Source organism: Streptomyces sp. DT2A-34 (assembly GCF_030499515.1).
Classification (GTDB): Bacteria; Actinomycetota; Actinomycetes; order Streptomycetales; family Streptomycetaceae; genus Streptomyces.
Genome location: NZ_JASTWJ010000001.1, coordinates 5,164,685 through 5,187,687 on the forward strand (window position 1 = coordinate 5,164,685; position 23,003 = coordinate 5,187,687).

22 protein-coding genes, 2 tRNA genes and 1 pseudogene are annotated in these 23,003 nt (G+C 67.9%); 8 read left to right on the forward strand and 17 right to left on the reverse strand.

Features of this window, described 5'->3' with window-relative positions:
- Window positions 1–227: 227 nt before the first annotated feature.
- The gene (locus QQM39_RS22900; RefSeq protein ID WP_301999322.1) at window positions 228–770 is read right to left on the reverse strand and encodes an SSI family serine proteinase inhibitor; all 543 of its coding nucleotides are present in this window, start codon (window positions 768–770) and stop codon (window positions 228–230) included.
- Between the two features lie 190 nt (window positions 771–960).
- Between QQM39_RS22900 and QQM39_RS22905 the strand changes: the two genes are divergently transcribed.
- The 4 genes from QQM39_RS22905 to QQM39_RS22915 all read left to right on the forward strand — a co-directional run bounded on the left by QQM39_RS22905 (window position 961) and on the right by QQM39_RS22915 (window position 2,338).
- Window positions 961–1,051 (forward strand) — tRNA-Ser (locus tag QQM39_RS22905).
- 219 nt (window positions 1,052–1,270) lie between these two features.
- Window positions 1,271–1,343: transfer RNA gene (locus QQM39_RS22910), tRNA-Arg, on the forward strand.
- A gap of 573 nt (window positions 1,344–1,916) precedes the next feature.
- The gene (locus QQM39_RS46250; RefSeq protein ID WP_360590197.1) at window positions 1,917–2,156 is read left to right on the forward strand and encodes a DUF2188 domain-containing protein; all 240 of its coding nucleotides are present in this window, start codon (window positions 1,917–1,919) and stop codon (window positions 2,154–2,156) included.
- A gap of 5 nt (window positions 2,157–2,161) precedes the next feature.
- A complete protein-coding gene (locus QQM39_RS22915; protein ID WP_301999324.1) occupies window positions 2,162–2,338 on the forward strand; it encodes a hypothetical protein in 177 nt (58 codons plus the stop codon).
- 91 nt (window positions 2,339–2,429) lie between these two features.
- Here QQM39_RS22915 and QQM39_RS22920 read toward each other — a convergent pair whose 3' ends face one another.
- The 8 genes from QQM39_RS22920 to QQM39_RS22955 all read right to left on the reverse strand — a co-directional run bounded on the left by QQM39_RS22920 (window position 2,430) and on the right by QQM39_RS22955 (window position 8,541).
- Window positions 2,430–3,710: a tyrosine recombinase XerC gene (locus QQM39_RS22920; RefSeq protein ID WP_301999325.1), complete on the reverse strand. Its 1,281-nt coding sequence runs from the start codon at window positions 3,708–3,710 to the stop codon at window positions 2,430–2,432.
- On the reverse strand, window positions 3,710–3,892 hold the full coding sequence (locus QQM39_RS22925) for a helix-turn-helix domain-containing protein (RefSeq protein ID WP_053560287.1): 183 nt from the start codon (window positions 3,890–3,892) through the stop codon (window positions 3,710–3,712). Before QQM39_RS22925 ends, QQM39_RS22920 begins: the two co-directional genes overlap by 1 nt.
- Entirely contained in the window at window positions 3,889–5,376 is a 1,488-nt protein-coding gene (locus QQM39_RS22930; RefSeq protein WP_301999327.1) for a replication initiator, read from the reverse strand. The genes QQM39_RS22925 and QQM39_RS22930 overlap by 4 nt, the downstream gene beginning before the upstream one ends.
- 148 nt (window positions 5,377–5,524) lie before the next feature.
- A complete protein-coding gene (locus QQM39_RS22935) occupies window positions 5,525–6,244 on the reverse strand; it encodes a DUF2637 domain-containing protein (protein ID WP_301999329.1) in 720 nt (239 codons plus the stop codon).
- Window positions 6,245–6,295: 51 nt separating this feature from the next.
- Window positions 6,296–6,481, reverse strand: a complete 186-nt coding sequence (locus QQM39_RS22940) for a hypothetical protein (protein ID WP_301999331.1) — start codon at window positions 6,479–6,481, stop codon at window positions 6,296–6,298.
- 1 nt (window position 6,482) lies between these two features.
- On the reverse strand, window positions 6,483–7,886 hold the full coding sequence (locus QQM39_RS22945) for an FtsK/SpoIIIE domain-containing protein (protein ID WP_367669701.1): 1,404 nt from the start codon (window positions 7,884–7,886) through the stop codon (window positions 6,483–6,485).
- 11 nt (window positions 7,887–7,897) lie between these two features.
- Entirely contained in the window at window positions 7,898–8,185 is a 288-nt protein-coding gene (locus tag QQM39_RS22950) for a hypothetical protein (RefSeq protein ID WP_159041099.1), read from the reverse strand.
- A complete protein-coding gene (locus QQM39_RS22955; RefSeq protein ID WP_053560283.1) occupies window positions 8,182–8,541 on the reverse strand; it encodes a hypothetical protein in 360 nt (119 codons plus the stop codon). Before QQM39_RS22955 ends, QQM39_RS22950 begins: the two co-directional genes overlap by 4 nt.
- A gap of 171 nt (window positions 8,542–8,712) precedes the next feature.
- Here QQM39_RS22955 and QQM39_RS22960 point away from each other — a divergent pair, with 171 nt between their 5' ends.
- The gene (locus tag QQM39_RS22960) at window positions 8,713–9,243 is read left to right on the forward strand and encodes a GntR family transcriptional regulator (protein ID WP_301999334.1); all 531 of its coding nucleotides are present in this window, start codon (window positions 8,713–8,715) and stop codon (window positions 9,241–9,243) included.
- A gap of 1,609 nt (window positions 9,244–10,852) precedes the next feature.
- Here QQM39_RS22960 and QQM39_RS22965 read toward each other — a convergent pair.
- The 5 genes from QQM39_RS22965 to QQM39_RS22985 form a co-directional block, all read right to left on the reverse strand.
- Window positions 10,853–11,212: an ASCH domain-containing protein gene (locus tag QQM39_RS22965; RefSeq protein ID WP_301999335.1), complete on the reverse strand. Its 360-nt coding sequence runs from the start codon at window positions 11,210–11,212 to the stop codon at window positions 10,853–10,855.
- Entirely contained in the window at window positions 11,209–12,324 is a 1,116-nt protein-coding gene (locus QQM39_RS22970; protein WP_301999337.1) for a hypothetical protein, read from the reverse strand. Before QQM39_RS22970 ends, QQM39_RS22965 begins: the two co-directional genes overlap by 4 nt.
- A gap of 118 nt (window positions 12,325–12,442) precedes the next feature.
- Entirely contained in the window at window positions 12,443–12,964 is a 522-nt protein-coding gene (locus QQM39_RS22975; RefSeq protein WP_301999339.1) for a hypothetical protein, read from the reverse strand.
- Window positions 12,961–13,401 (reverse strand): hypothetical protein, encoded by a 441-nt coding sequence (locus QQM39_RS22980; protein WP_301999340.1) that lies wholly within the window; start codon window positions 13,399–13,401, stop codon window positions 12,961–12,963. The genes QQM39_RS22975 and QQM39_RS22980 overlap by 4 nt, the downstream gene beginning before the upstream one ends.
- A 55-nt stretch (window positions 13,402–13,456) precedes the next feature.
- Window positions 13,457–14,686 carry a helix-turn-helix domain-containing protein gene (locus QQM39_RS22985; protein ID WP_301999342.1) on the reverse strand — a complete coding sequence of 410 codons (1,230 nt, stop codon included), beginning with the start codon at window positions 14,684–14,686 and terminating at the stop codon, window positions 13,457–13,459.
- A gap of 460 nt (window positions 14,687–15,146) precedes the next feature.
- Here QQM39_RS22985 and QQM39_RS22990 point away from each other — a divergent pair, with 460 nt between their 5' ends.
- Together QQM39_RS22990 and QQM39_RS22995 are read left to right on the forward strand one after the other, a co-directional pair.
- Window positions 15,147–15,860, forward strand: coding sequence for a hypothetical protein (locus QQM39_RS22990; protein WP_301999343.1), 714 nt, complete (start codon window positions 15,147–15,149; stop codon window positions 15,858–15,860).
- A gap of 75 nt (window positions 15,861–15,935) precedes the next feature.
- On the forward strand, window positions 15,936–16,391 hold the full coding sequence (locus tag QQM39_RS22995) for a hypothetical protein (RefSeq protein ID WP_301999344.1): 456 nt from the start codon (window positions 15,936–15,938) through the stop codon (window positions 16,389–16,391).
- Between the two features lie 62 nt (window positions 16,392–16,453).
- Here the strand turns inward: QQM39_RS22995 and QQM39_RS23000 are convergent.
- Both QQM39_RS23000 and QQM39_RS23005 read right to left on the reverse strand, forming a co-directional pair.
- Window positions 16,454–16,691 (reverse strand): annotated as a pseudogene (locus QQM39_RS23000) (phosphomethylpyrimidine synthase ThiC); the annotation flags it as partial.
- Window positions 16,692–17,798: 1,107 nt separating this feature from the next.
- Window positions 17,799–18,242 carry a hypothetical protein gene (locus QQM39_RS23005; protein WP_301999346.1) on the reverse strand — a complete coding sequence of 148 codons (444 nt, stop codon included), beginning with the start codon at window positions 18,240–18,242 and terminating at the stop codon, window positions 17,799–17,801.
- A gap of 349 nt (window positions 18,243–18,591) precedes the next feature.
- On the opposite strand from QQM39_RS23005, the gene QQM39_RS23010 reads away from it, so the two are divergent.
- Window positions 18,592–19,866 (forward strand): hypothetical protein, encoded by a 1,275-nt coding sequence (locus QQM39_RS23010; protein WP_301999348.1) that lies wholly within the window; start codon window positions 18,592–18,594, stop codon window positions 19,864–19,866.
- 44 nt (window positions 19,867–19,910) lie between these two features.
- Here the strand turns inward: QQM39_RS23010 and QQM39_RS23015 are convergent, their stop codons facing one another.
- A complete protein-coding gene (locus tag QQM39_RS23015; RefSeq protein WP_301999350.1) occupies window positions 19,911–22,973 on the reverse strand; it encodes a SpoIIE family protein phosphatase in 3,063 nt (1,020 codons plus the stop codon).
- Window positions 22,974–23,003 lie beyond the last annotated feature (30 nt).

Here is a 23,003-nt window from a genome sequence, read left to right on the forward strand (position 1 = left end):
CTGGGGTTGCGCTCGCGACGCCGGATGAGAGAGAGGTCGCACGACGAAGTGACCCAGAACGTATGACCGCCTGTGTAGACGTCCCCCCAGCTCCCCTTCGGCTTCCCTCCAGCTTTTGCGAGACCTTCGCGGGAGTTTTACGGACTCGGTGCGTCCGGTATGGAAAGTCTGTGCGACCGATGACGAAACGCGGGTCCGCCGACCGCACAGCAGCCCTCATCCCCGTCCTACGACCGCTGCCCTTCCGCCCGCAGGTCGGGAAGGAGCGGCACGAGCCGGTCCCAGCGGGCGATCTGGCACCCGTCACTGCGGTCGTACCGAGCGTCGACGGGGCGCCCGGCCCAGGTCCCGGTGACATGCGCGGTGGCCGGCCCGCCGTACTGCATGGTGCAGAAACCGTCCTGCGACGGGGGCGCGAAGACGTCCCTGCCCCACCGAGTACCGCGGTCGAGCGCGGCACAGGCGCCGTGGGCGTCGGGGTGATCGCCGCCCGCCGGATGGCAGGACAGCGAATAGGTCCGATCACCGCCACCGGTGCCGCCGCCGCTGCCGCCGGTGTTGCGGACGGTGTTGCGGACGGTGACGGTGAGGTGATCGCCGGAGCGGCCCAGGTCCTTCAGGGCCGGGGGCGCGAGGGGAAGGGGCGCGGCCTGGGCGTGCGCGGAGGCGGGCACGACGGCGGTGGAGCCGACGGCCGCGAGGGAGCCGACGGCGACGAGGAGAACCCGGCGAAGGCGCCGGGCCGGGGCGGAACGGTTGGCCTGCAACATGACCTGACTAACGCCGTACGCCCCCGGATGTTGCGCACCGCCCCACCGGCCCGAAGTCTCCCGACGCACGCCGGGAAGGGCTTTGCCCTGCGGCCTCCCTGCCTAGTACCGTGGGAGCCGATTGGTGACACCACGCTCGACTGTGTCATCATCTGCACGCACCACTCGCGCTCGCGCGAGCGGCTGTGCTGGAGGCGTCGCCTAGTCCGGTCTATGGCGCCGCACTGCTAATGCGGTTTGGGCCTTAAAGCCCATCGAGGGTTCAAATCCCTCCGCCTCCGCGCCTGATCACGAAGCCCCGGTCACTGGACCGGGGCTTCGTTGGTTTCGTTCGTTCGGCGGTGCGACGCCATGCGGCCGAAGAGGGGCAGTTTGGGGCATTTCCGCAGGTCACAAGGGGTGCGGCAAACGGATTTCACATGGCGGCGGCAGTCATGTAATGTTCTTCCTGTCGCCGCGAGCGGGCCGGAAGGGCCGGGAGCGGCGGGAAAACAGAACAAGCACTCGTAGCTTAACGGATAGAGCATCTGACTACGGATCAGAAGGTTGCAGGTTCGAATCCTGCCGAGTGCACAGCACGTCAAAGGCCCTGTGGAGTGATCCACAGGGCCTTTGCTTTATGCCTTGACAGCAGTGTTTGACGGCAACCGCCTCCGCCTCGGATTCGTGGAGCCGTCGACCTTGATCATGACCGTCATGCCGGAGTGCGGATGGTGGGTGTCTAGCGGGCCGGCCCCTGTCCTCGGCGGGGCGCCATCCTGTCCTCGGCCGCCAGGCCCGATCCTCGACTTCCGCGATCGACGGCGTGCGGGTGTGCCGGGGGCTTCGCGGTCGGATCGTCCCTGTCGGGGACTCCGGACTGTCAGTGGGTGCCGGTAGTCTGGTGTTGAGCTCTCTGTCAGGCACAAGATGTTGTGGCATTTCGCTGACACCCCCGTATATGTAGGGGTTCCTTGCTTGCTGACGGGGCGTCTGTGGTGCTTCACTTGATCCGCCAAACCAAAGCAGGCCCCAGCTGGGGCCCAACTTGAGGTTGGGCGCATGGCATGGGGCCTGATGCGTTGGTCGCGCCTTGGGACCCTATCGCCCTCGCTTGGATACTCCAAGAGGGCATCTCGTGCGTCCCTCCGCGGAAACGGATGTGTGATGACAGGGCGACCCAATACTCGGGATGTATCGCCGCGCGACGACGGCTGGGCCGTGACGAGGCCCGGAGCCGACAGGGCGAGTGCCGTTCTGCCTACCCAGGCTGCAGCTGTCGAGCGCGCCAAGGAAATCCTGGCCAACGACGGTGGCGGTGAACTGAGGGTCCGGGGCAGGAACGGCCAGGTGCGGGAGCAGAACACGGTTCCGCCGGGCAACGACCCGAAGCGATCGAAGGGCTGATCACGATGGACAAGTATGTGATCAACAAGGGCTTCGGAGGCGAGCGCGAGGTCGAGGCCACTGCGTACACCACTATTGGGGAGTTCATCGACTTCTATGAGGTCGACGGCCACGGCGACACGGTGGTGACGCTCAGGATCCGAGCTTCCCGAGTGGAGACCATCGAGCGGATCACTGCCTGACGCATAGGCAGTACAACAAAGAGGAGCTCCTGCCGAGTCGGCGGGAGCTCCTCGATTTATCACTGGGGTAGGGGAGCTAGACCGTGCGCACTCAGGGCTTCGGCTTCGCAGGACTCCCGTCGTCGCCCGGGTCGTTGCCACCGTGATCTCGGAGAGCCTCGCCCACGCGGTCGAAGGCGGAGCGTTGGGAGTCGAGCCGCACGAAGGTGTAGATGTCCATGGTCACGCGGATCGAGCTGTGACCGAGGACTTCCATGATCATGCGGGCATCGGCGCCCTGTTCGTGGAGGAGCGAAGCGCAGGTGTGGCGCAGGTCGTGAAAGCGGACCTTGCGGACGCCGGCGCGGATGCACAGAACCTCGAAGGAGCGGTTCAGGTTGCGCGGCTCGATGGGGGTCCCGTTCTTGGTGGTGAAGACGAGGCCCTGACCCGTCCCCTTCCAGTTGGCACCAGCCGCATTCCGGTCGGCGATCTGCTGCGCGCGCTGGGCACGGAGCGCGGTCACGCACTCGGCCGGCAGGGCCACGCGACGAGCCGAGCGCTGAGTCTTCGGTGCGACGATCAGCAGTTCACCGCCGACTCGCTGTAGGGCCTGCCGAACAGTGAGAACGCCTTCGTGAAGGTCCACGTCCGACCAGCGCAGCCCCAGCAGCTCACCACGCCGGAGGCCGATACGGACCGCCAGTTCGTACGCGGCCCACAGCCGGTTGTCCCGAGCCGCCGCCAGGAGCTGACGCCCCTCCTTGGCGGTGAGCGGTTCGATCTCGCGCTTGGTTCCCATGCTCAGCTCCACGTTCCGGGCCACGTTGCGGGGCAACTCGTCTTCGCGTACGGCGTGCTGGAGGGCGGCACGCAGGATCACCAGCAGGAAGCGCACGGTCCGGTCAGACGGGAGCTTCTTGCAGCACTTCCGGAGGGCGCAGCAGCGCCGCTTGTGCTCCGGCCGCTTCTTGTCCTTGCCCTGCGCGCAGCACTGGCAGGTGACCGCCGTCTTCGCGAGGAAGGCGCGGATGTCGCGAGCGGTGAGCCGGACCAGCTTCTTCTTGCCGAACTCCGTGGTGACGTAGTTGCGGACGAGGGATTCGTAGTTGACGTAGGTCGTCCGGCGGACCTTTCCCTTGGCCACGTTCGTCAGCCAGTACGCCAGGTACTCGGCGATCGTCATCTTGTTGGTGGCGATGGGCAGGCCGTTGAGGGAGTCGGCCTTGAGCTTGGTCAGCTTCTCGTGCGCCTCGTCCCAGGTCTTGCCGTAGACGCTGCGCCGCTTGTACGTGCCGTCCGTCGTCAGGACGTACGCACTGCCCTCCCAACGGCCGTCCTTGCGCTGGTAGATGGTGCCCTCGTTGTTGGCGTTCTTCTTCGGCGTGGCCATCAGGCAGCTTCCTGTTCGGTCTGGAGGGATATGTAGGCGTGCACGGCGGATTCGCTGATACGGCGGCAGCGGCCGATCTTGAAGGAGGCGAGTTCGCGCGAGCGGATCAGGTCGTGGACCTTCCAGCGGCTGATGCCGAGACGCTCGGCGACCTGGTCCACGGTGAGCACGGCAGTCGTCATGCAGGCACCAGCCCTTCGTGCTTGAGGCGTTGGGTGTTGGCGATGTCGTGGCGGACCTGGGCGGCGAGGAGTTCCTCACCCGGGCGGTAGCCGCTGCTTAGGTAGGTCCACGAGGAGGCAGTGACGAGGGTGGTGGTCTCGTCGGTGGTGGGGTGGCCGGCGCGTGCGCGGACGGCTTCGGCTTGGGCGAGGCGCCAGGCTCGGCGTACGTCGCGAAGGGCGCCGAGGGTGGTGGAGTAGGCGCGGGATTTGGTGGAGAAGTGGCCGCGGAAGCCGAGCATGTGAGCCCACTTCCAGAGCTTGAGGTGGGCGAACTCGGGGAGGTGGCCGAGGTCCCATGCCGTGCGGATCATCTGGCGTACGTGCTGTTGCACGGGCAGGGCCTTGATGGGTTCGGCTTGCCCGGTGCCGTCACAGTTGGCGCACCGGTCGTGGAAGCCGTCCGGGCCGTGTACGTAGCCGCGTCCGGCGCAGGGGCGGCACATCAGGGTGCGGTCTACGGTGCCAGTGCCTTCGGCGTTCTTGGTGGCGTACTTGGCGATGTATCCGGCGACCTTGGCGTCTGTGTACTCGGCAACCCGGGCGTCGGTGAGTTCGCCATTGCCCAAGGCGGTGATGGGGTCGACCTTGAACCGGCGGCCCCAGGCGATGACGCGTTCGCCGATGGCGTCGGAGGCGATGGTGAGGCGGGCGCGCTTGACGGCCAGGCGCACGGCGGCGCCCAGGGCGTCGAAGGTGGCCCAGGGCGGGGGCTCGGTGGTGTGGCCGTCGGGTCCGTCGAAGCGGATCACGGCGTGGAAGTGGACCAGGCCGCGCTTCTGGTACTCGGCGACCTTGGCGAAGGAGACGCGCAGGGCGGCGTTGAGTGCCTTCTGCGTCATTCCGAGGTGTTCGGCCAAGGCGCGGCGCAGGTAGGTGGTGAAGCGTGCCCAGAGCTGTCCGGCGTGGGCGTTCCAGAGCACGGCGCCGGTGTAGTCGTACGTGGCCGGGTCGAGCGGAGTGCCCAACGCCGGGTCGTCCTCGGCGTGGTGGGCGCCGCAGCCGCAGGAGCGGGCCTTGCCCGTGCTGTCGGTCTTGCGGTTGTGGACGGGGCCGAACGAGGGGGCGGTGAGGGTGACGAAGGCACGGGGGTGGTCGCGGACGGTTTCGGCGACGTTCTTGCCGCCGGACAGTCCGGCCTTGATGAGGTGGTAGGTGTCGGCGGCGTAGACGCGGGAGCAGGCGGGGCAGCGGGAGGAGCGGCGGTTGCCGCAGGTGGTCAGGAGGCGACCGGAAGGCTCGTCTTCGGAGCGGTAGGAGCGGACCACTTGCTTGGTGGTCTGGTCGGTGGTGACTGACCAGCCGTGGAGGTTGACGGGGCTGGTGCAGCCGTGCAGGTCGCGGACCTGTTCGGTGACGCGGTCGAAGTCGTGGGTGTTGGCCAGTTCGATCAGGTCCCGCAGGCCGGGGCTGATCACGTGGCGCAGGTCGAGGGGGTGGCGCATGGGTGGCGGGGTCTCCCTTCTGGCGTGAGGGTGGGACCTGCGGGCAGCAGCGATCAGCGCTCGGGCTGCTGCCCGCAGGCATGGCAGGTCGGGCCCAGGAGTGGGCGAGGGTGGGAAGTGCCGGAAGGTCGGCGGGGAGAGCGCGGCTCTACAGGGCGGCGTGCAGGGCCGTGGCCATGGGCAGACCGATGCCGAGCCGCATCTTGAGCTGGGCCGGAGTGATCGTTTCTCCGTGCTCGGCGTAATGCGATGCCGCGATGGACCGTGCTTCGGTCAGCAGCGGTGCGGGGACCTTGACCGCAGGCCCGGCCGGAGCCGCAGCGGTGAGCGGAGCGACCGGGGCCGGGGTCGGTACCGGCGCGACTGGCGGGGCAGTCGCTGCGACGTGCGCGGGCTCGGCGGGGGCCGGGGCGGGCTCTTGGGCCGCTTCCGTCTCGGTGGCGGGCGCCGGTTCGGCTGCATGGGCGGCGACCGCGTGGAACGAGCGGAGGAGCTGTGGGCCAACTGCTCCCCAGCCGAGGAGGAGCAGGGGTGCCACGGCGTCGATGGCGGCGCGGCCGTAGTGTCCGGCGACGACGGGTTCGGCGATGTTGAGGGCCAGGGTCAGCAGGCCGGAGACGTGCATCAGCCGGGTGGCCGCCTTCATCTGCTCGGGCGGGACGCCGCGCAGGGACAGGTAGCGCAGGGCCACCAGGAGCCCGACCACGGACAGGTCGACCATGGGGGCGATCAACGGTGCGATGGGGGCGGGGACGCCCAGGCGCAGGGCCAGGGCCCAGACGTTGCCGAAGGAGAAGACGAACGCCAGGAGGGCGATGATGCCCATGACCACGGTCACGGTGCGCTGGGTGATCCGGTCCTCACTCATGGGGGTTCACCTCCTTTCGCGGTGTCGGCGGGGAAGCTGGGTGGGATTGGGTCAGGGCTTCGGGGTGAGGCCGGCCGTGTGAGCTGCGTTCGGGCCGAGGTAGGTCTCCAGGACTCGGCGGTCGTGGGTGTTCGCGACGCGGTACGCGGCGATGCCGATCCGACCGGCACGGTCGAGGTCCCCGCCAGTGATCGCCTTGCGCATGTGCTGGATGTAGATCCTCACGACGCGGCGCATGTCAGGCCGCCATGGACGGGGGCTCAGGGTCGTTCTTGGTGAGGTCCACGACGTCCTGTCCGGTCAGGTCCTCCAGGAGCCGGGCCGGGTGACGCACCAGGTGGCCGGTTTCTGCGGCGACGTGGGCGGCGTCCTCGTCGCCGACGTAGGGGGTACGGATGCGGATGAAGCCGGGGCGGCCGTGCTGGGACATGACCGCGACACCGACGTACGCGGGGTCTTGGAGGTTGACCGGGCTCGCGTCGGGCCACTCCCGGATGTCGTCGCCGAGGGCGGCCACGGCGGCGTCGGCGGTCTTCTGCGCGAAGGACAGGCCGACCGGGCAGACATCGCGGATGAAGGTGGGGATGGCGTCCCCGGTGGTCTTCTGCGTGGTGAGCAGGGTCAGGAAGCCGACTGAGCGTCCCTTCTTGACCAGGTCCTCCACGAGGCGGGCGTTGTCCGCCGCGAGCGCGGCCAGCCGCTTGGTGACCGGATCGGAGCCCTTGTGGTCGCGGAAGTAGGTGTGGGCCTCGTCGATGACGATGACGACCAGTGGCCAGTCAGCCGAGGGGCCGACGTGCCACATGTTCTTCCTGCCCAGCACGCTGCGGATGTTCGCGGAGCGGGCGCGACGCAGCTCCACCAGCTCCTTGAACAGCTTGTTCGCTTCCTCCAGGTCGTCTCCGCAAAAGGCGAACGCCCGGTGTACGAGGTCGGCGTAGTCGCCCTCGTAGGCGTGGGAGACCTTCCCGTCGAAGAAGACGAACTGAACGGCCGGCGAGGGCGCCCAGTCACATACCAGCCGGTTCACGCACGAGGTCTTCCCGAAGCCCGGCAGACCGCCGACCGCCACCCCGGGCACTTCCTTGAGGGGCACGAAGACGGGCATGCCGTACTCGTCCACCCCCAGCTCCCACTTCGCGTACTCCTCCGGAGGGCGTCCGGTGGGCACATGAACCGTCGGCGTGATCAGCGGGTCCACGCGCACCCCGCGCAACACGACCTGTCCGGGCCTGTCCCCCGGCAGCGCTGACACACGGGTCATACGCCAGGCGTCCGCCAGGTAGGGGGCGGCCTTCTGGAACTCCGCCAGACCGACGCCTGGCAGGCAGCCCGCCCGCGCGATCACCCCGTACGCGTCATGCGTGACCTTCAGGGCCGGGACCAGGACGCGCGGCTTGATCGGCTTGCCGTCCGTGTTCGCCAGCGACGCCATGGCGGTCGGCATCTTGTCCGTGGCCGACAGGCCCAGCATCAGCGCGAGCCGCTTCCAGGTCCGCCGAACCCGAACGGCCTGCCGAATCGACTGCCGGGTCATGGCGTCGGCCCGCAGGTAGCGGATCACCCACACCAGCGCCCACACGGCGATGCCAGCCAGACCCACCCCGACCAGAACGGGGGCGTAGCCCATCACCTCACTCACGTCGCTCAAGGTCACTTCGCTTCCTTCTTTCGATTCCGGTTCCGGGTGCCTGCTGAGGGTGTTGGCGCAGCGAGGATCAGACAGATTTCCGCGCGCTGCACCGCGTCAGCAGGCGGAAAGCCGTGGTTCGCCCACATCGCCGCGACGAGGCGAACCCTGTCGTCGTGACCGGCGAGCGTCAGGCAGATCTCCGCATGACGAAGAGCCGATGTGGGTGGAAAGCCCGCGCTCTCCCACACCGCCGCGACACTGTGAAGCTGGGTGTCGCGGCCAGTGCGGAAGAAGTCGGTGCCGCTCACGCGGTCTCAGCGGCCGGGGCCGAGCCGCCGACCAGGTCGAGACGGTCCGCGCGGTACGCGATGCCATCCGAGAGCGACCCGTTGAAGATCCGGGCCCACGGGGTGGCGAACAGCTCCACCGGGATGACCGGCACGCCGGGCTTGAGGCCGTTGGGGAGACCGGTCTCCGGAACGGTGACCTTCATGGCCTCCGCCCGGTCCTCCTCCATGAGGAAGAGAGTGACCGTGAACAGCTTCGCGCCGGTCTCACGGTCGGTCGCGAACTGGGTCTTCTCGGCGTCCGAGTACTTCGGAACCGCCATGTTGCCGACCATGAACGACGTGGACGGGAGCAGGCCAACACGGATACGAGCCATGGGTGTTACGTCCTTTCGCTAGGTGCTCCGCCAGGTGGCGGGGCGTGATCAATAGAACCTCGCTCACCTAGCAGTGTCAAGTGAGTAGAGGGTGCTAGGTGGGTTGGGTTATAGGTGTGCGTATGCCAGATGGGTGTGCTAGGGCAGCTAGATCTCGCTACCCTGATAGCTATGACGCCTGCTAGCTCTGCTAAGCCCGACCGTCGGCCGCCCTATCAGCACGCGGCCGACGAGCTCCGGCGCGAGATCAAGGCGGGCCGCTATAAGCCGGGCGAACAGCTCCCCTCCTACCGCGAGTTGCAGGAGCGCTTCGGGGTGGCGAACATGACCGCCCGCAGCGCACTCGGGGTGCTCCGGGAGGAAGGGCTGATCTACACCATCCAGGGCCGGGGCAGCTTCGTCAGTGACTTCGAGGGCACGGGTGTCGACTACACCGCGCCGGCCTGGTACCTCCGGAACTCGACCGGGGCCCCTGCCGAGGAGGCTGCCGACAGCTCCTCCCGTGTCTGGCCGTCCGGCGAGAAGATTCCTTTCGGTGACTCCGGTGAGGGGAAGGCCGGCAGCTCGAACGTCGCCGATCCCTCCCTCGCCGACATGCTCACCGCGTTGCGCGACGAGATCAGAGCGCTCAGCGCCGAGCATCAGGAACTGCGCCGGGAGGTCGAGGAGTTGAAGAAGGCGCAGCAGCAGCCACGTTCCTGAGCCGCGTGACTTCTTCTCGCATTTCCCTCGCTTCACGGCCGAGCCTTGCCACTGTGGCCGTCATCTCGCGGACCAGTGCGGCCATCTCCACCGACTCCCGGTTGTGAATCTCGATCAGCTCCTTTCCTGTGCTGGGTATCTGCTCGGTCATCTCTCCCCGTTCACTGGCGTGCCGTTGTTTCGTGTGGTCCTCACCCAACCGCCGGGGGCTTGCCCGAAGGCTTGCCCAGCGGCCATGTGCCACCGGATCTGGGCTTGCCCGTACCGCCCGGCAAGCCGTCATCGCGGCTGTTGCGACAGGTCTACCGGCCGGACTGGACACGTACGAGGCTTGCGGCGCCGCGCTCCCGTCGGACGGGCTGAATCCGTCCTTCGATTTCGTCAGCGTCCCCGCAGGCGGGAAATCGCGATTCTGCGCGCGCACGCCACTCGTCCTTCCAGCTGTCGACCAGGAGCATCAATAGTCCGGAGAATCGCCGGTTTGGGTAACCGGCACTTCGGTGCTATGTTGCGCGGCTCGGCCCATCCTGGATCGCCTATAGGGGTGCCGAAATCCGCATCGGTGTGACCCCCATTTCTGTGATCCACGACACTTCTCCATCTCTGGTCGGACTCCCGTACTCACTTGCTACAGGTGCCAAAAACTCCGTCCGTGTGACACTCCTCTTTGTGGCCTGGGTCACTTGATAGAGGTGGCCCGCTCATCGCGCTTCACTCATCCGGAACTATGCGGCCCCCAGCCTGTGGGTAAATTCCGCAGACTCGCAGATCAAATAGGCGAAAATGCGGCTGCAAGTGTTCATAAGGGCATTGAAGCTGCGGAACGGATGGGAAGACGGGGACAGCGCATGGCGCTGCAACCGGCCACGGGCCCAGCGCAGCGGAGCTGTTCAGAGTTTCTTTACTGGATCAAGGCGGCCCGCCTACGGCGGCCCGCGCGCGCTGGCGGCCACGGGCCGCCGCCGCTCCATGTCTCCGCCACCGCTCCGGCGGCCCCCACCCGCTCAGCGCGCGACACCACCAAGGCGGACAGACAGACCAGGAAGCAACCCGACCAGTCCGAGCACCAGGACCAGGCCGACACCCACCAAGCACGGCCACGCCACCCAACCGCCCACCGCTCCAGACCACATGACCCACAGAGCCGCAGCCCGAGCCCAGCGCCCAACCTCCGTCGGCAACGCCCAGACCGGATCGAAGTACGGCCCGTGACGCATGGAAGAAGCGTGGTTGAGGCCGGTCGTGGTTGCTGGAAGCACACGTGACGGGTGCTCAGTCGGCGCACCCACCACCGTGGCTGACTTTCGCTGGCTCAGCTCAGAACCGGGCATCCATCGATCGAACGGCAACAGGCATCCTCCCTAACTCGCCATTTCAGAGCAGGGGTTGTAGTCGCACGCGCATTCGAGCACGCCAACCACCCCGGTACCATCGGCACCGGGGTCCTGAACAGGGCTTCCGAGACCGGACCACCCCGGATTGCTGTCCAGGCTGAGGGGGTGGTCCGGTCGTTTGTTGTGGGCGCCCGCCACTCGCGGGACGGTCGCAAGTGGCAGGCGCCCGGGGAAGCCGCATCGCCCTCTCGGGGAGCGAGGGCGGCACGGCAGGCTTACTCCGGCAGGAGCGCGATTTCGATGGCGAGCGCGCCGAGCGCTTCCTTCTCCGCCGGGTAGATCTCGCGGATATTGGCGAGCTGCTGCTCGCGGGAGGAGGCCGGGTTGACGTTCGCCGGGCCCTCCCCGTCGAGCAGTTCCTCGAACGTCTTGTACTCCGTGACCCTCTTCACCAGGACGTCACAGGTCTCGTCCGTGCCCTTGATGCGGAAGCGGATGACGTCTCCGGCGGCCAAGTCTTCGAGGTGGGGGTACTTCACCCGCACCTCGACCGTCTTCTGACCAGCGGCGACGAGATCGAAGTACCGGCGGTAGAGGTTCAGTTCGCGGACGCGCGCGGCGGCAGTTTCCGTCATGGGGCGGGAACGCTCCTAGCAGTTGCAGTGGTCATGAGCCGGCCGAGTTCACCGGCCGAGTACGAGCGGAAGAAGTGGCGAGGGTCGGCGAGTAACACGTCAGCCAGACCGAGCAAGCGGTCGACGTACTCACCCAACGAGCCGGGCCACTCTCGGGTGTCGAGCATCCAGGGGGCCACACCGTCCGGCAAGGGCGCGCGCCCCTCGCGGATGAGGGACTTGGACAGCTTCGCGCCCGTATCCGTGACTACCTGGGGGCAGAACAGCCGGGCGGGCAACTGCCCGCGGGTGAGGCCGACCGCCTGTAGGGCACCGTCGACGAGGATGCATCCAGGCATCCAGTCGCTGCCCTTGACCATGACGTACAGCGTGCCGGCTGCCCCGCTGATCATCAGTTCCTTGACCAGGTTCCGGTAGAGCGTGGCCAGGTCCAAGTAGCCGCCGTCCGCCGGTTCGATGACCACCTCGTACTCGCCATGGTGGAGGCACACGGCCGAGACCGTTGCCCGCTCGAAGCCGTCGTCACGTACACGGGTGCGCTCGGCGTACTTCTCGGCCCACCCGCAGCCGGGACGCGGGCAGGGGACGCGGACATGGGGCACGCCGGACGACGGGGACAGGTACCAGCGGGCAGCGTTCATGCGGGGCAGCACGCGCAGCCAGGTGCGCCGGAAGTGCTGGGCCGCTTGCTGCTGGGAGTACGTCTCGACCGAGAACGGCAGCTTCAGCCGCTCGGAGAGCGCGGTGAACAGCGGTCGGTAGAGCTTGTCGATCTGCTCGGCGATACCGGCCGCGCCGAGGGCGTGAGCGTAGGCGCGCTGGTAGCGGTGACCGCTCTCCTTGTCGGTGACGAGGGCGTACGGGGCGTTGTCGAGGGCACCGAACTGCACAACGGCCGGGACGCCGAACCGGTCTCGGATGCGGGCCGCCGTGGCGAACGTGAGCGACTGGACCAGGGACGTTCCGATGTGCGGGGCTCCGTTGATCTGCGTTCCCACCACGAACACGATCCGCTCGGGCTCCGCGTTGACGATGTACGGCCTGAGCAGGTCTTCCGCACTTGTGAGCGCGTTGGCGAGCACGGTGTTCGGCGATACGGGATAGGTGGTCACCGCGTCTTCCCCTCGGTAGATGGGCAGGACTGCGCCGCAGAGCGGCGGGTGTGCTTGAGCGGTCGGTGAGGGACCCGCCCCCGCGCTGGGGGGAACCAGGAAAAGCGCGGGGCGGGAGTCATCGGAACGCGCGCCGCCCTCGAGGTCTTCGATGGCGGCCCGTCCCCGCCGGGGAGTGATGTGGGCACCGGGCGGGGACGGGAGCTTGCGGGGGCGCTGGTCGGCGGGTGGGCAACGGATACACCCGGAGGGAGTAGCGGGCGTCGCAGTCCGTCACGGTGATCACGAACGCCCGGCCCGTGGCGAGGGAGCGCAACGCGTACTCGTAGGCGCGGTCGTCGTCGGCCCACGCGCGCAGGTCCACGTCAGGGCGAGGAACGTCCGGGCCAGCGGCTGTGAGGGGCGCGTCTTGGAGGAACACGGCATCAGGGGCCGGGGACAGCAGCCCGGCGAGGCGGTGAGCTTCCGCGCGGAGCCAGCGGGTGGCGAGGCGCGGGGAGCGGCCACGGTAGGTGGCGAGCAGGAACTCGCGGGAACCGCTGAGGTCGTGGGCGGTCGCCTCGCAGCGGAAGGCTATGGGCGACCGCAGCGGGGCACGTGCAGAGGCCGGCGGGACGAGCGTCAGCAGGGCCGGGCTCACCGCGAGTGCTCCCGTGCCGATTCCCTCGCGGCAATGAGCTGTGTGAACTGGATGGAGTACAGCTCAACCTGCGCCGGGGTGAGCACGAGCACCGTCTCGCAGGCGCCGCCGTCTTTGTAGTGGACGGTTACGGGCAGCGCTGCCTGCTGGGCGCGGTGGTCGTAGATGGCGTCTCGCCGCATGGGCGTGACGTGCGTGACCGGGACCGGCACGGGGCGCAGGGTGGTCCCGTCCGACTTGGCATGCCAGTCTTCTCCCCCGCCCGGCGGGCGCAGGTGGTACGACGCCGAGGTGTCGCTCGGCAGGGCGACGCATACGCCGATCTTCCCGCCCTTGGCGAGGTCGAGTGCCAGGTCGCCGAGGCGGGGGTGGAACGGGGCGCCAGCGCTTAACTCAGCGCCACGAGCGGGAAGTTGCTTCGCGGTTCGTTCGGCCATGCCCCGAAGCTAGGAATATCTCCAGGGCTGAATATGAACCGCAGGAATACGACCCTCACCCGTCGAGGTGGAAGCGGTTTGACATGCGGCGCAGCTTCTCGCGGGTGCTCGCCCGCTCGGCGTACACGATGCTGCGCAGGGTTGACCGGGCGATGGGGTGGTTGCGTACGAGCTGGGGGGCGATGCGCTCGGCCTTCTCCAGTTCCTTCAGCGCCTTGTCGCGGTTCCCGTCCCACAGCCAGGCCCGAGCCAGGTCCATGTGGTGGTGTCCCTGACGAGAGTTGGGAAGCGACTCGATCACTTCCTTGCTCGTGCGCCGGTTTATCGACAGCGCCTCGCGTTGCTCGTGCATCTCCAGGGCGACGCTGATCGCGTGGATCTGCACGTTGCCCGGCGAGAAGGTGAGGCTGTGGCGGTCGTAGACCGGAGGGCCGACGGTCTCCACCATCCGCTTGGCGGCAGCCCGCGCGTGCTTGATCCGGTCTTTCGCTTCGGCCTTGCGACCACCCCGCGCAGCCGAGACAGCCGCACGCAGTTGCAGGGACCCCCACGCCCGCACGGCCAGCGGCTCACCGCGGTCGTATTCCTGCTGCACGCTTCGGAGCGCTCGGTCAGACAGGGCAATGGCGTCATCCCAGTCCGCCGTGGCCCACATGTCCCACACGCGCATCCAGTCGGCGACGGCAGGCATGACCGGGTCGCCCGACAGCCGCGCGGACCAAGCGGCCCGTTCACATGCCATGGCGACCAGCTCAGGGTGACCCAGGGCGTGCGCGGACGTGTGAGCGAACTTGCAGCACACCGCATAGATCGCGTACGCCTCTTCCCGCTCGTGGCCCGTGGCGACTTCGGCCAGGGCGCGCGTCTCACGGAAGAGGTCGGGGAGTACCTCCATGATGGCCGTGTTGGCCGCAGCATCGCGCAGGCGGTGCAGCCGAGTGGTTTCCTGCCACAGCTGACGAGCGGGCCGGGGTGTCCCGTCGAAGACGGGAGCGAGGTCGTAGCGGCGCAGTTCGCGCATGATCGCTGCGGCAGAGACCTGCCACTGGTTCTCGGCCGGAGAGCTGTTGTACGGCCGTCCGATCAAGTCGTTCGGGTGGACGTGCAGCTCCGAGGCGATCAGGTTGAGCAGGCCGACGCGATCCAGCTCGATGTGTCCGCGTTCCATCTTGGACACCCAGCCCTGGGTCTTGCCCAGGGCGGCAGCGAGATCAGCCTGAGTCATGCCGAGACGCAGTCGGGCGCGGCGTACGCGGTCGCCGATCTCTTCGGCTTCTTCCAGCATCAGCGCGCCCCCCTATCGGTAAGGCGCCGGCGGTCCAACAGGCGGCGAGGCATCGTGCTCCATCCGTCGAGGCTTCTCCCCTTGACGGTACCCAGACCGCCCGCTCCGTGTGGAGTGCCACAGGGCAGGAAGTGCCCAACACGAGCAAGGGCCGCCTGCACGGGACACCCGAGGACGCGACCACGACGGCACCAAGAAAGGAAACGACGGTGAACCGTGGCCGCCTCGTCAGCCGACTGCCCACAGTGACACCTGCGCCCTCAAGGAACCAAGACGCCTCCGTCTTCATCTGTGTCATTGCCGTTCCGCACGCGTTTTTGACTGCCCATCAGGTCATTCCTCAGATGTTGCTCAACTCCCTTTTCCTGTCGATCATGCACATGATGTGCTTCACCTCAACGTCAACCGACCTTCACATAGTTGACGCACCTGAGGGGGATTCATGCGGAGACGATCTAGCGTGCTTGTCGGCGTTACCGGGCTGCTCCTGATGGCGACTACCGCGCCAGCGTTGGCGGCCGATGAGTCGACCACCGGGACCAGCCAAGTGGCGCCGCCCGTCGTCACAGACGATGCGCCTGTCGAACCTGGAAGCTTGACCAGCGATCCGAGCGCAGGCGCCGTAACCGGGTCGGACAGTGGTGAAGCACTGGAGGAGGACGTCCCGATTCCGGGCGAGACCGAGGAAACCACCCTTCCCGAGCTTGAATATCCGGGCAAGCCCGGCGACGAGCTGTACCCCGACGCAGCGGCTTGCGAGCCGGGCCAGTTCGTGGACATCACCAAGAACACTAAGAACACGATGTCGGTCAAGTACGCGACCTTCGTGAAGAACGATTTGAACCACTCAATCGACTTCAAGTTCACGTCAAAGAAGTCGGGTACAACGACCGTGGGTGCGTCCATCACCGTCAGCGGCTCGGTCAAGGTGATGTGGCTCGGCAAACTGGAAGTCGAGGTCAACGGCAACGTCAGTAAGAGCTGGACGTCTGAGCTCGGTGTCGAAGCCGGCGGCAAAGTGAAGGCCCACTCAACCGTCAAGGGCGACTACGGCATCATGAAGGAGAACGTGTACGGCTACGTAGCGATGCAGTACAGCAACTGCCGGATCGGCGACAAGCAGTACATGAACGTATGGGCTCCGTACCGCGAGGGCTGGCACATCCACAAGTGATGGTTACACCACAGTTGTGCGCCTTGTCGTGATCGGCGGCACCAGGCGCATCCCAACCACCTAAGGAGTCATCGCGTGCGCCGACATCTTGCCGCGCCGGTCCTGCTCGCCCTCCTGCTCTCGGCGTGCGCCGCTAATGATGGCGATGTCAACTCGAAGGCCTCGGCGTCTTCGCCCCCGAGCACTGCGGCGGCGAACGCCAAGCAGGCATCAGAGGACGCCCTGGCTCTACCGGAGAAGCCCGACTTCCTTCTTCCGGTGACCAAAGGCACGGACAGTCGCGCTTTGCCCGCGTTCACACCGTCCGAAAACGTCTACACCATCCACGCTCGCTGCAAGGGCAAGGGCACCGTGACGATTCAGTACGGGCCCAAGGATTCAGATCCTTCCAAGATCGCGTGTGGGGGTCCTGTCACCATCGGCCGTGTGTACACCGCGCCCAACGAGCGGAAGCACCTGTCCGTAAAGGTCGACGGCACCGATGTGCACTGGTCCGTGGCCGTCCTGTCTGGCACCCACGCCATGCGATGACAGCATGCAAACGAGCTGAGTGTCCCCCGCGTATGTCGGGGGACACTCAGCCGGCCAGAAGATCACTCCGCAATTGGTAGGTACACCCGGTTCCCCTGAGCGGCGAACTCGGCGGACTTGGCCATCATGCCCGCCCGGACCTCATCGTCGCTGGTCACAGCCGCATCAGGGCCGAATCGCTCTGTGATGCTTCTGCTGATCTTCATCGAGGAGAACTTCGACCCGCACATGAAGCAGCCGCGGGTCGGTCGGAAGTGTCTCGCCGTGGGACTCCCGTGCAGTGCCCGGGTCCAGCAGGAGCAAGGGCACCCTTGCCCGGACACCCCAAAGCTCGACCATGACGGCAACCCTGACGGCAACGACGGCACACAGAGACCGTTGATCACGACCACCAGCGATCAGCCCGGAGGAAGGCGGAGCCCTCTCCCAACCGCCTGCCCGATCCTACGGATCAGAAGGTTGCAGGTTCGAATCCTGCCGAGTGCACACAGGCAAGGAGCCCGGAGAGATCCGGGGCTCCTTGCGTTTCTGGGGCCTTACAGCAGCGAAGTACAGCAACCGGCTGAAGCCCGAGTGCCACCGAGCCCGCCGCTAGGGTGTCCACGCATGTCGCACATCGACAGGGGAGTCGAGGGATCCGTGCGACGTCTGGGAGGGGCGTTCATGAAGGTCAAGGCTGGAAGAGCAGTGGTCACGGGGGTGCTGTTCGCCGCGATCGTGGGGTGCGGTGCCGAGAACACAGAATCAACGGCAACGGAGCATAAAACGGCTTCTGCTTCTCCAGCGGCGTCATCGGCACAGGAGCGCCTCTCCTCCGAGGATCTGCAGCGCCGGTGGTGGACCTGGGCGGCCTCGGAGCCGGAGGGGACGAATCCCGTCGCCGATCAGGATGGGAGCTCGTGCGGGCGCAACCAGGCACCAGACGTCTGGTTCTTGGCGGGCTCCTTCGGCGGGCAGGTCAAGCGGTCGTGCAGCATCCCCGGTGGAGTGCCTCTCGCGTTCCCCTTGGTGAACCTCATTAGGGGAGCCCTCGGACTGCGCGGCCTTCATGGATGCGGCCGAGGGGACCGCGGTGCTGGACGGTAAGGAACTCGACCCGGAAGAACACCGGGGGGTGACGATCTCCGTGCGGGGCGCTGCGGACAACCCTGTCACCCAATCCGCAGGAACGTTCACGGCTACCGGTTGTGGGCTGTGGGTTCAGATGCAGCCGTTGGACCCCGGGCAACACACCCTGTTGATCCGGGGTGAGTCCGGCGATTTCTCTCTCGGGGTCGACTACTCCCTCAGCGTCGAGGACGTATCGAAGTAGCCCGAAGGACGCGGCGGCGCGCACATCTTCCTCGGCCGCTTCGGCGTACACCTCCGACGTGATGGCGATCTGCGAGTGCTGGTGTTTCTGGGCCGTCAGCGTCTCTTGAACTCCACTGGTCCCGCGTTCATCGCGATGGTTCCGTCCGGGTGGAGGACGGGGCGGCGTTCGGTCATGCGGGCGCTGTAGGCCTCGATGTGGTGGATCGCTGCTCCGTCGGGCGCGGTGAAGTCGACGAGGGCGATGGCCACCCGGTAGCGGGTCTTGGTGTTCTCGAAGAGTGGGACGGTGACGGTGGAGCCGCGTCCGTCCGTGATGACGACCTTTGCGCCGAAGCTGCGGAAGGAACCGAAGCCGTTGCTGAGTGCGGAGTATGCACAGAGGAGGACGTAGCCCTGCTGGTCGGGGCGGACGATGCGAAGTGACTCGCGCCCCGGGACTCGCGCATCGCCGTCGAGGCGAATGCAGGGGCGGGTCTTCGCCGAGCCGAGGCGCTTGGAGTAGATGACGTCGGCGCCTTTGCCCTGAGCTTCACCCAAGCATGACGGGGCGGCGCGATGTCGCGGACCTCGCGAGCGGGGAGGACTGCGTGGGGACCACTTGAAGACGGCTGGTGTGGCCCGCCACCTTGATCACCTGCGCGGCCGGCTCGTCCGGGTCGGGGGCCTGAGCGTCGCCGACGGGTCGGCGACCCTCTTCAGCCCGTCCTCCGAGTTCTTGCGGAGCGGCATATGCGCCGCCTGCACGGCACCCCGGTGACGGGCGTTCAGCGCACGGCGATCACAAGCGGCGGTGCGGGCCCGATGACGCCCCGTGTTCGGGTCCTCCCCACCTGCTTGCGAACAAACGTATTTGTGTCATGTGTTCGGCTCCCCATAGCTTCCGCGCATGACCATGTCACGAAGAACGATCACCAAGGGCATAGCCGCCGCCCCCTTCGCCGCAGCCGCCGGCACTGTGCTCGCGACTCCCGCCCACGCGGCCACCATTGACGCCGGCCAGTTCTCGCTCGCCAGCCGCTCCTCCAACAGCCACGGCGAATTCGCCGCCCTCACCGCCGGGTTGGCGACCAAGCTCACCGAGGTGGACGCGACCGCCGTCCTCGCCGACACCAACCGCAGCGCCACCCGGCTCACCAGCGCCCCCAGTACGGCCGAGGCGTTTCAGGCCGGCTTCGCCTTCGACCCCGACGACCAGGCGGTCGACTACTGGATTCCGCAGGGCGTCACCACCAGCGCCGACGCCTACGGCAACGGGCTCTACCCGGAGGGCGGCAGCAACAAGGTCGTTCTCGTCTCCTGGTACTTCGAGACGAACCCCGACGGTGAGGACGCGGACGAGTACGCGCTCGACAAGGGCCTGCGGCTCACCTTCGTCGACTACAACACCCCCACCGCGCCGACGTATCGGCATGTGTTGCTCGTCGAGCCCGTCAGGACCAGCACCGGCGAGTACTCCTTCAACCCCATCCGCAAGCACGCGGGCGGGATCATGTGGTACGGCAACCTGCTGTACGTCGTCGACACGTACAAGGGGCTGCGGGTCTTCGACCTGAACACCCTTTTCACGGTCGCCACCGGTGAGAAGGACGTGTGCGGTCTGCACACCGACGGCGCGTACTACGGCTACGGCTACCAGTACGTCCTGCCGCAGAGCCACGCCTACGACAACGCCGGGAAGTACCTGCGCTACACGACCATCGGCCTCGACCGCGCCAGCACGCCGGACAGCTTCGTCGTCAGCGAGTACTCCCTCTCCGGCACCGTCAGCTACACCGACGGCACCTTCAACGGCACGGGCGCGCCCACCACCACGCCCAAGGTGGTCCGTTGGGAGCTCGACTACACCGACCGGCACCCGGGCTCGCTCACCGCCAAGGAGGCCGTGACCGTCGCCCAGCAGAAGATCCAGGGCGTTGTCTCCCGCAACAGCAAGCACTACCTCGCGGCCAGCGCCGGACCGTCCACCAAGGGCACCCTGCGCACCTTCACGTCCGGAGCCTCGACCGCGAGCGTCGTCTGTGACCTGGCCATCGGTTGTGAGGACCTCAGCTACCACAGCAGCGGGGCGTCCGGCTGGGCCTTCGCCGAGTCCGTGATCTGGAACGTCAGCGAATACACCGGCAAGCGGTACGTCTACGCCGTGCGCGCCGACGGTTCCTAGTCACCGGGGCCCTGGAGTGGTCCAGGGCCTCTCCGCCGTCGTACCTAGAGCTCCTGCTCCCCGAACGCCAGCGCGTCCAAGTCGCCGTCGAAGTCCTCCCCCAGGCCCGCCAGGCCCAGGAACATCCGCTCCAGCGCGTGGTCGGACGGCCGTTCGTCGTCGGTCGGGTCCGGCGTCGTGCGGAGGGGCTGTTCCGTCCAGATGCACTTGCCCGTGGGGGTGTAGCGCGTCCCCCAGCGCTGGGAGAGCGCGGTGACCAGTTGCAGGCCCCGGCCCCCTTCGTCGGTGTCCGTCGCCCGGCGGATGCGTGGCATCGTCAGGCTGCCGTCGAAGACCTCGCAGATCAGGTCGGCGCCGTGGAGGAGCCGTAGGCGCAGGGGGCCCTTGGCGTGGCGGATGACGTTGCCTATGAGTTCGCTGGCCAGGAGTTCGGTGGTGGGGGTCAGGGCCTGGAGGCCCCAGGCCGCCAGCTGGTCGCGGATCAGGCTGCGGGCTTGGCCGGCTGCCCGGGGGTCGTCGGGGAGGGGCCAGGAGGCGATGCGGGAGGAGGGCAGGGCGTGCAGGCGGGCCAGGAGGAAGGCCGCGTCGTCGGCCGCCTGCTGGTCGGCGGGGAGGAGGGCGGAGGTGACCCGCTCGCAGAGGTGCTCCAGGTCCTTCGCGGTGCCGTCCGCGTGCGAGGTCCGCAGGACTTCGGCGAGGGCCGCCATGCCCTCGTCCATCTCGCGCTTCGACGACTCGACCAGGCCGTCGGTGTACAGGGCCAGCACGCTGCCTTCGGGGACCGGGATCTCGGTCGTCTCGAAGGGGGGTTCCGCCGCGCCCAGGGGCGGATCGGCCGCCAGGGCCGGGAACAGTACGGTGCCGTCGGGGTGGAGCAGGGCGGGCGGCGGGTGGCCCGCCCTCGCTATGGAGCAGACGCGTGTCGTGGGGTCGTACAGCGCGTACAGACACGTCACGTACGACTCCTCGCCCATGGCGCCGACGATGTCGTTGAGGTGGCTCATGATCTCGTCGGGGGGCAGTTCGAGGTCGGCCAGGGTGTGGAGCGCCGTGCGCAGGCGGCCCATCGTCGCGGCCTCCGGCAGGCCGTGGCCCATGACGTCGCCGACGACGAGGGCCACCTGGCCGCCCGACAGCGGGATGATGTCGTACCAGTCGCCGCCCACGTCCATGCCCTGGCCGGCGGGCAGGTAGCGGGCCGCTGCCGTGCAGGCGGGGACGGTGGGCAGGTCGCGAGGGAGCAGGCTGCGCTGGAGTTCGCGGGACCGGGTGTGCTCGGCGTCGAAGAGGCGGGCCCGGTCCAGGGCCTGGGCCACCAGGGCGCTGGTCGCGGTGAGAAGGGTGCGTTCCTCGTCGGTGAGGCGGCGGGGGTGGTCGAAGGTGACCGCGCAGATGCCGAAGGTGTGGCCCGAGGCCGTCAGGGGGAGCAATGCCCAGGCCTGCTTGCCGGCGCGGGCCGGGAGGTCCGCGAGTTCGGGGTAGCGGGCGGCGAACTCGCGGGGGGAGGAGAGGAACAGCGGGGCGCCGGCCACTATCGCGTCCCAGAGCGGGCTGGGTTCCGTGCGTTCGCGGCCGTCCAGTAGCGCGAGGATGTCCTCCGGGTAGCCGACCGAGCCCACGGTGTGCAGGCGGTCGCACTCCACCGTCTGCACCACCAGTCCCGTCGCCTCGAACGGGGGCAGCACCCGGCGGGCGACCGCGTCCACCACGTCCTTCGAGGTCGTCGCCTTGGCGAGCGCGGCCGTCAACTCCCCTATCCGCGCCGCCCGTTCGGCGGCCGCGTGCTCGGCTGAGCGGCGGTCCTCCTCCAGGCGCCGCTTCTCGGTGACGTCCGTGAAGTAGATGGTGCGGCCGTCGGGGCCCGGCACCAGCCGCAGGTGGCACAGGCGCCCGTTCGGCAGCCGTACGTCGAAACCGACCGACTTCTCCGCGGCCGCGGCCTGCCGGCAGCGGATCTCCAGGCCGGGCACCTGCTGTGCGGTGGGCAGGTCCCACAGCAGGCATCCGAAGAGCTCCTCCTCGGAGTAGCCCAGGGTGCGTTCCGCCTCCAGGTTGGCGAAGGTGATCCGCCAGTCGTCGTCCACCGCGAGGAAGCCGTCGCTCATGTGGCGCAGGGCCCGGCCGAGCGCGTCCCGGGCGGAACGGGGCTCGTCGCTGTCCCAGCCCACGCCGATCATCCGGAGGGGCTCGCCATGGTCGTCGTACGTCGCCCTGCCGCGGGCCTGGGTCCAGCCCCAGCCGCCGTCCAGTTTCCGTACCCGGTACTCGGCCTCGAAGACGCCGCCCTCTCGGATCGCCCGGTCCGCCGCCGCCAGTGTCGGCGCGAGGTCGTCGGGGTGGACGCACCGCATCCAGTCGTCGACCTTGCCGGTGAAGTCCTGCGGCCGGGTGCCGTAGAGCCCCAAAGCCGCCTCGTCCCAGATCAGGTCGCCGGTGCGGATGTTCCAGTCCCAGGAGCCGACGCTGACCTCCTTCAGCGCCTGGCGCACGCGCTCGCTGCTCGGCGCGTCCAGCTGCGAGGGACCCGTCGGTGGCCGTGCGTGGACCATACGGTCCTGCGCCCACGCGATCACCGCCCGAAGGAACTCCCAGTGTTCGGGGGCCGGTTCGCCGCCGTCGCCCATCAGGACGCTGAGCGCGCCGGTGGTGCGGTTGCCGCTGTACATCGGTAAGGCGGCGAGGCCGGTGCCGGGCCACTCGGCGTCCGGGGTGTGCGGAGTGCTCAGGGCATGCGGGGTGCTCGGGGCATGCGGGGTGCTCGGGGCATGCGAAGTACTCAGGACATCCTGGATGCTCAGGGCATTCGGGCAAAGGGTGACTGTGGCCTGCTCGGTCGGCTTCAGCGGTACCCACACCCCACTGCCCTCGTGCAGTGCACGGGCAGGGGCCAGCGGACCTTCCTGGTCGATGATCTCCCAGTCGCGGGTGAGGGCCGCGGGGAGCCCGGCCGTCGACACCAGGCGCAGCGCGGACATCGGGCCGCGGAGATGGATCATGCCGCCCAAGGCGCCCAGCTCGCCCACCGCATGCTGCAGGGCCAGCCGGAAGACCTCGCTTTCCGCGACACCGGGGGCCACTGTGCCGAGCAGTGCCAGCCGAGCGTTCATGTCGGGGACCTTACCGTCACCGCCGTAACC

Excerpts from the sequence above, each read along its gene's own strand:
- QQM39_RS46250 (WP_360590197.1), top strand. The coding sequence starts at position 1,917 with ATGACAGGGCGACCCAATACTCGGGATGTATCGCCGCGCGACGACGGC.
- QQM39_RS22980 (WP_301999340.1), bottom strand. The coding sequence starts at position 13,401 with ATGGCCGAACGAACCGCGAAGCAACTTCCCGCTCGTGGCGCTGAGTTA.
- QQM39_RS22920 (WP_301999325.1), bottom strand. The coding sequence starts at position 3,710 with ATGGCCACGCCGAAGAAGAACGCCAACAACGAGGGCACCATCTACCAG.
- QQM39_RS22930 (WP_301999327.1), bottom strand. The coding sequence starts at position 5,376 with ATGCGCCACCCCCTCGACCTGCGCCACGTGATCAGCCCCGGCCTGCGG.
- QQM39_RS22935 (WP_301999329.1), bottom strand. The coding sequence starts at position 6,244 with ATGAGTGAGGACCGGATCACCCAGCGCACCGTGACCGTGGTCATGGGC.
- QQM39_RS22985 (WP_301999342.1), bottom strand. The coding sequence starts at position 14,686 with ATGCTGGAAGAAGCCGAAGAGATCGGCGACCGCGTACGCCGCGCCCGA.
- QQM39_RS22955 (WP_053560283.1), bottom strand. The coding sequence starts at position 8,541 with ATGGCTCGTATCCGTGTTGGCCTGCTCCCGTCCACGTCGTTCATGGTC.
- QQM39_RS22915 (WP_301999324.1), top strand. The coding sequence starts at position 2,162 with ATGGACAAGTATGTGATCAACAAGGGCTTCGGAGGCGAGCGCGAGGTC.
- QQM39_RS23010 (WP_301999348.1), top strand. The coding sequence starts at position 18,592 with ATGACCATGTCACGAAGAACGATCACCAAGGGCATAGCCGCCGCCCCC.
- QQM39_RS22900 (WP_301999322.1), bottom strand. The coding sequence starts at position 770 with ATGTTGCAGGCCAACCGTTCCGCCCCGGCCCGGCGCCTTCGCCGGGTT.
- QQM39_RS22925 (WP_053560287.1), bottom strand. The coding sequence starts at position 3,892 with ATGACGACTGCCGTGCTCACCGTGGACCAGGTCGCCGAGCGTCTCGGC.
- QQM39_RS22960 (WP_301999334.1), top strand. The coding sequence starts at position 8,713 with ATGACGCCTGCTAGCTCTGCTAAGCCCGACCGTCGGCCGCCCTATCAG.
- QQM39_RS22965 (WP_301999335.1), bottom strand. The coding sequence starts at position 11,212 with ATGACGGAAACTGCCGCCGCGCGCGTCCGCGAACTGAACCTCTACCGC.
- QQM39_RS23015 (WP_301999350.1), bottom strand. The coding sequence starts at position 22,973 with ATGAACGCTCGGCTGGCACTGCTCGGCACAGTGGCCCCCGGTGTCGCG.
- QQM39_RS22940 (WP_301999331.1), bottom strand. The coding sequence starts at position 6,481 with ATGCGCCGCGTCGTGAGGATCTACATCCAGCACATGCGCAAGGCGATC.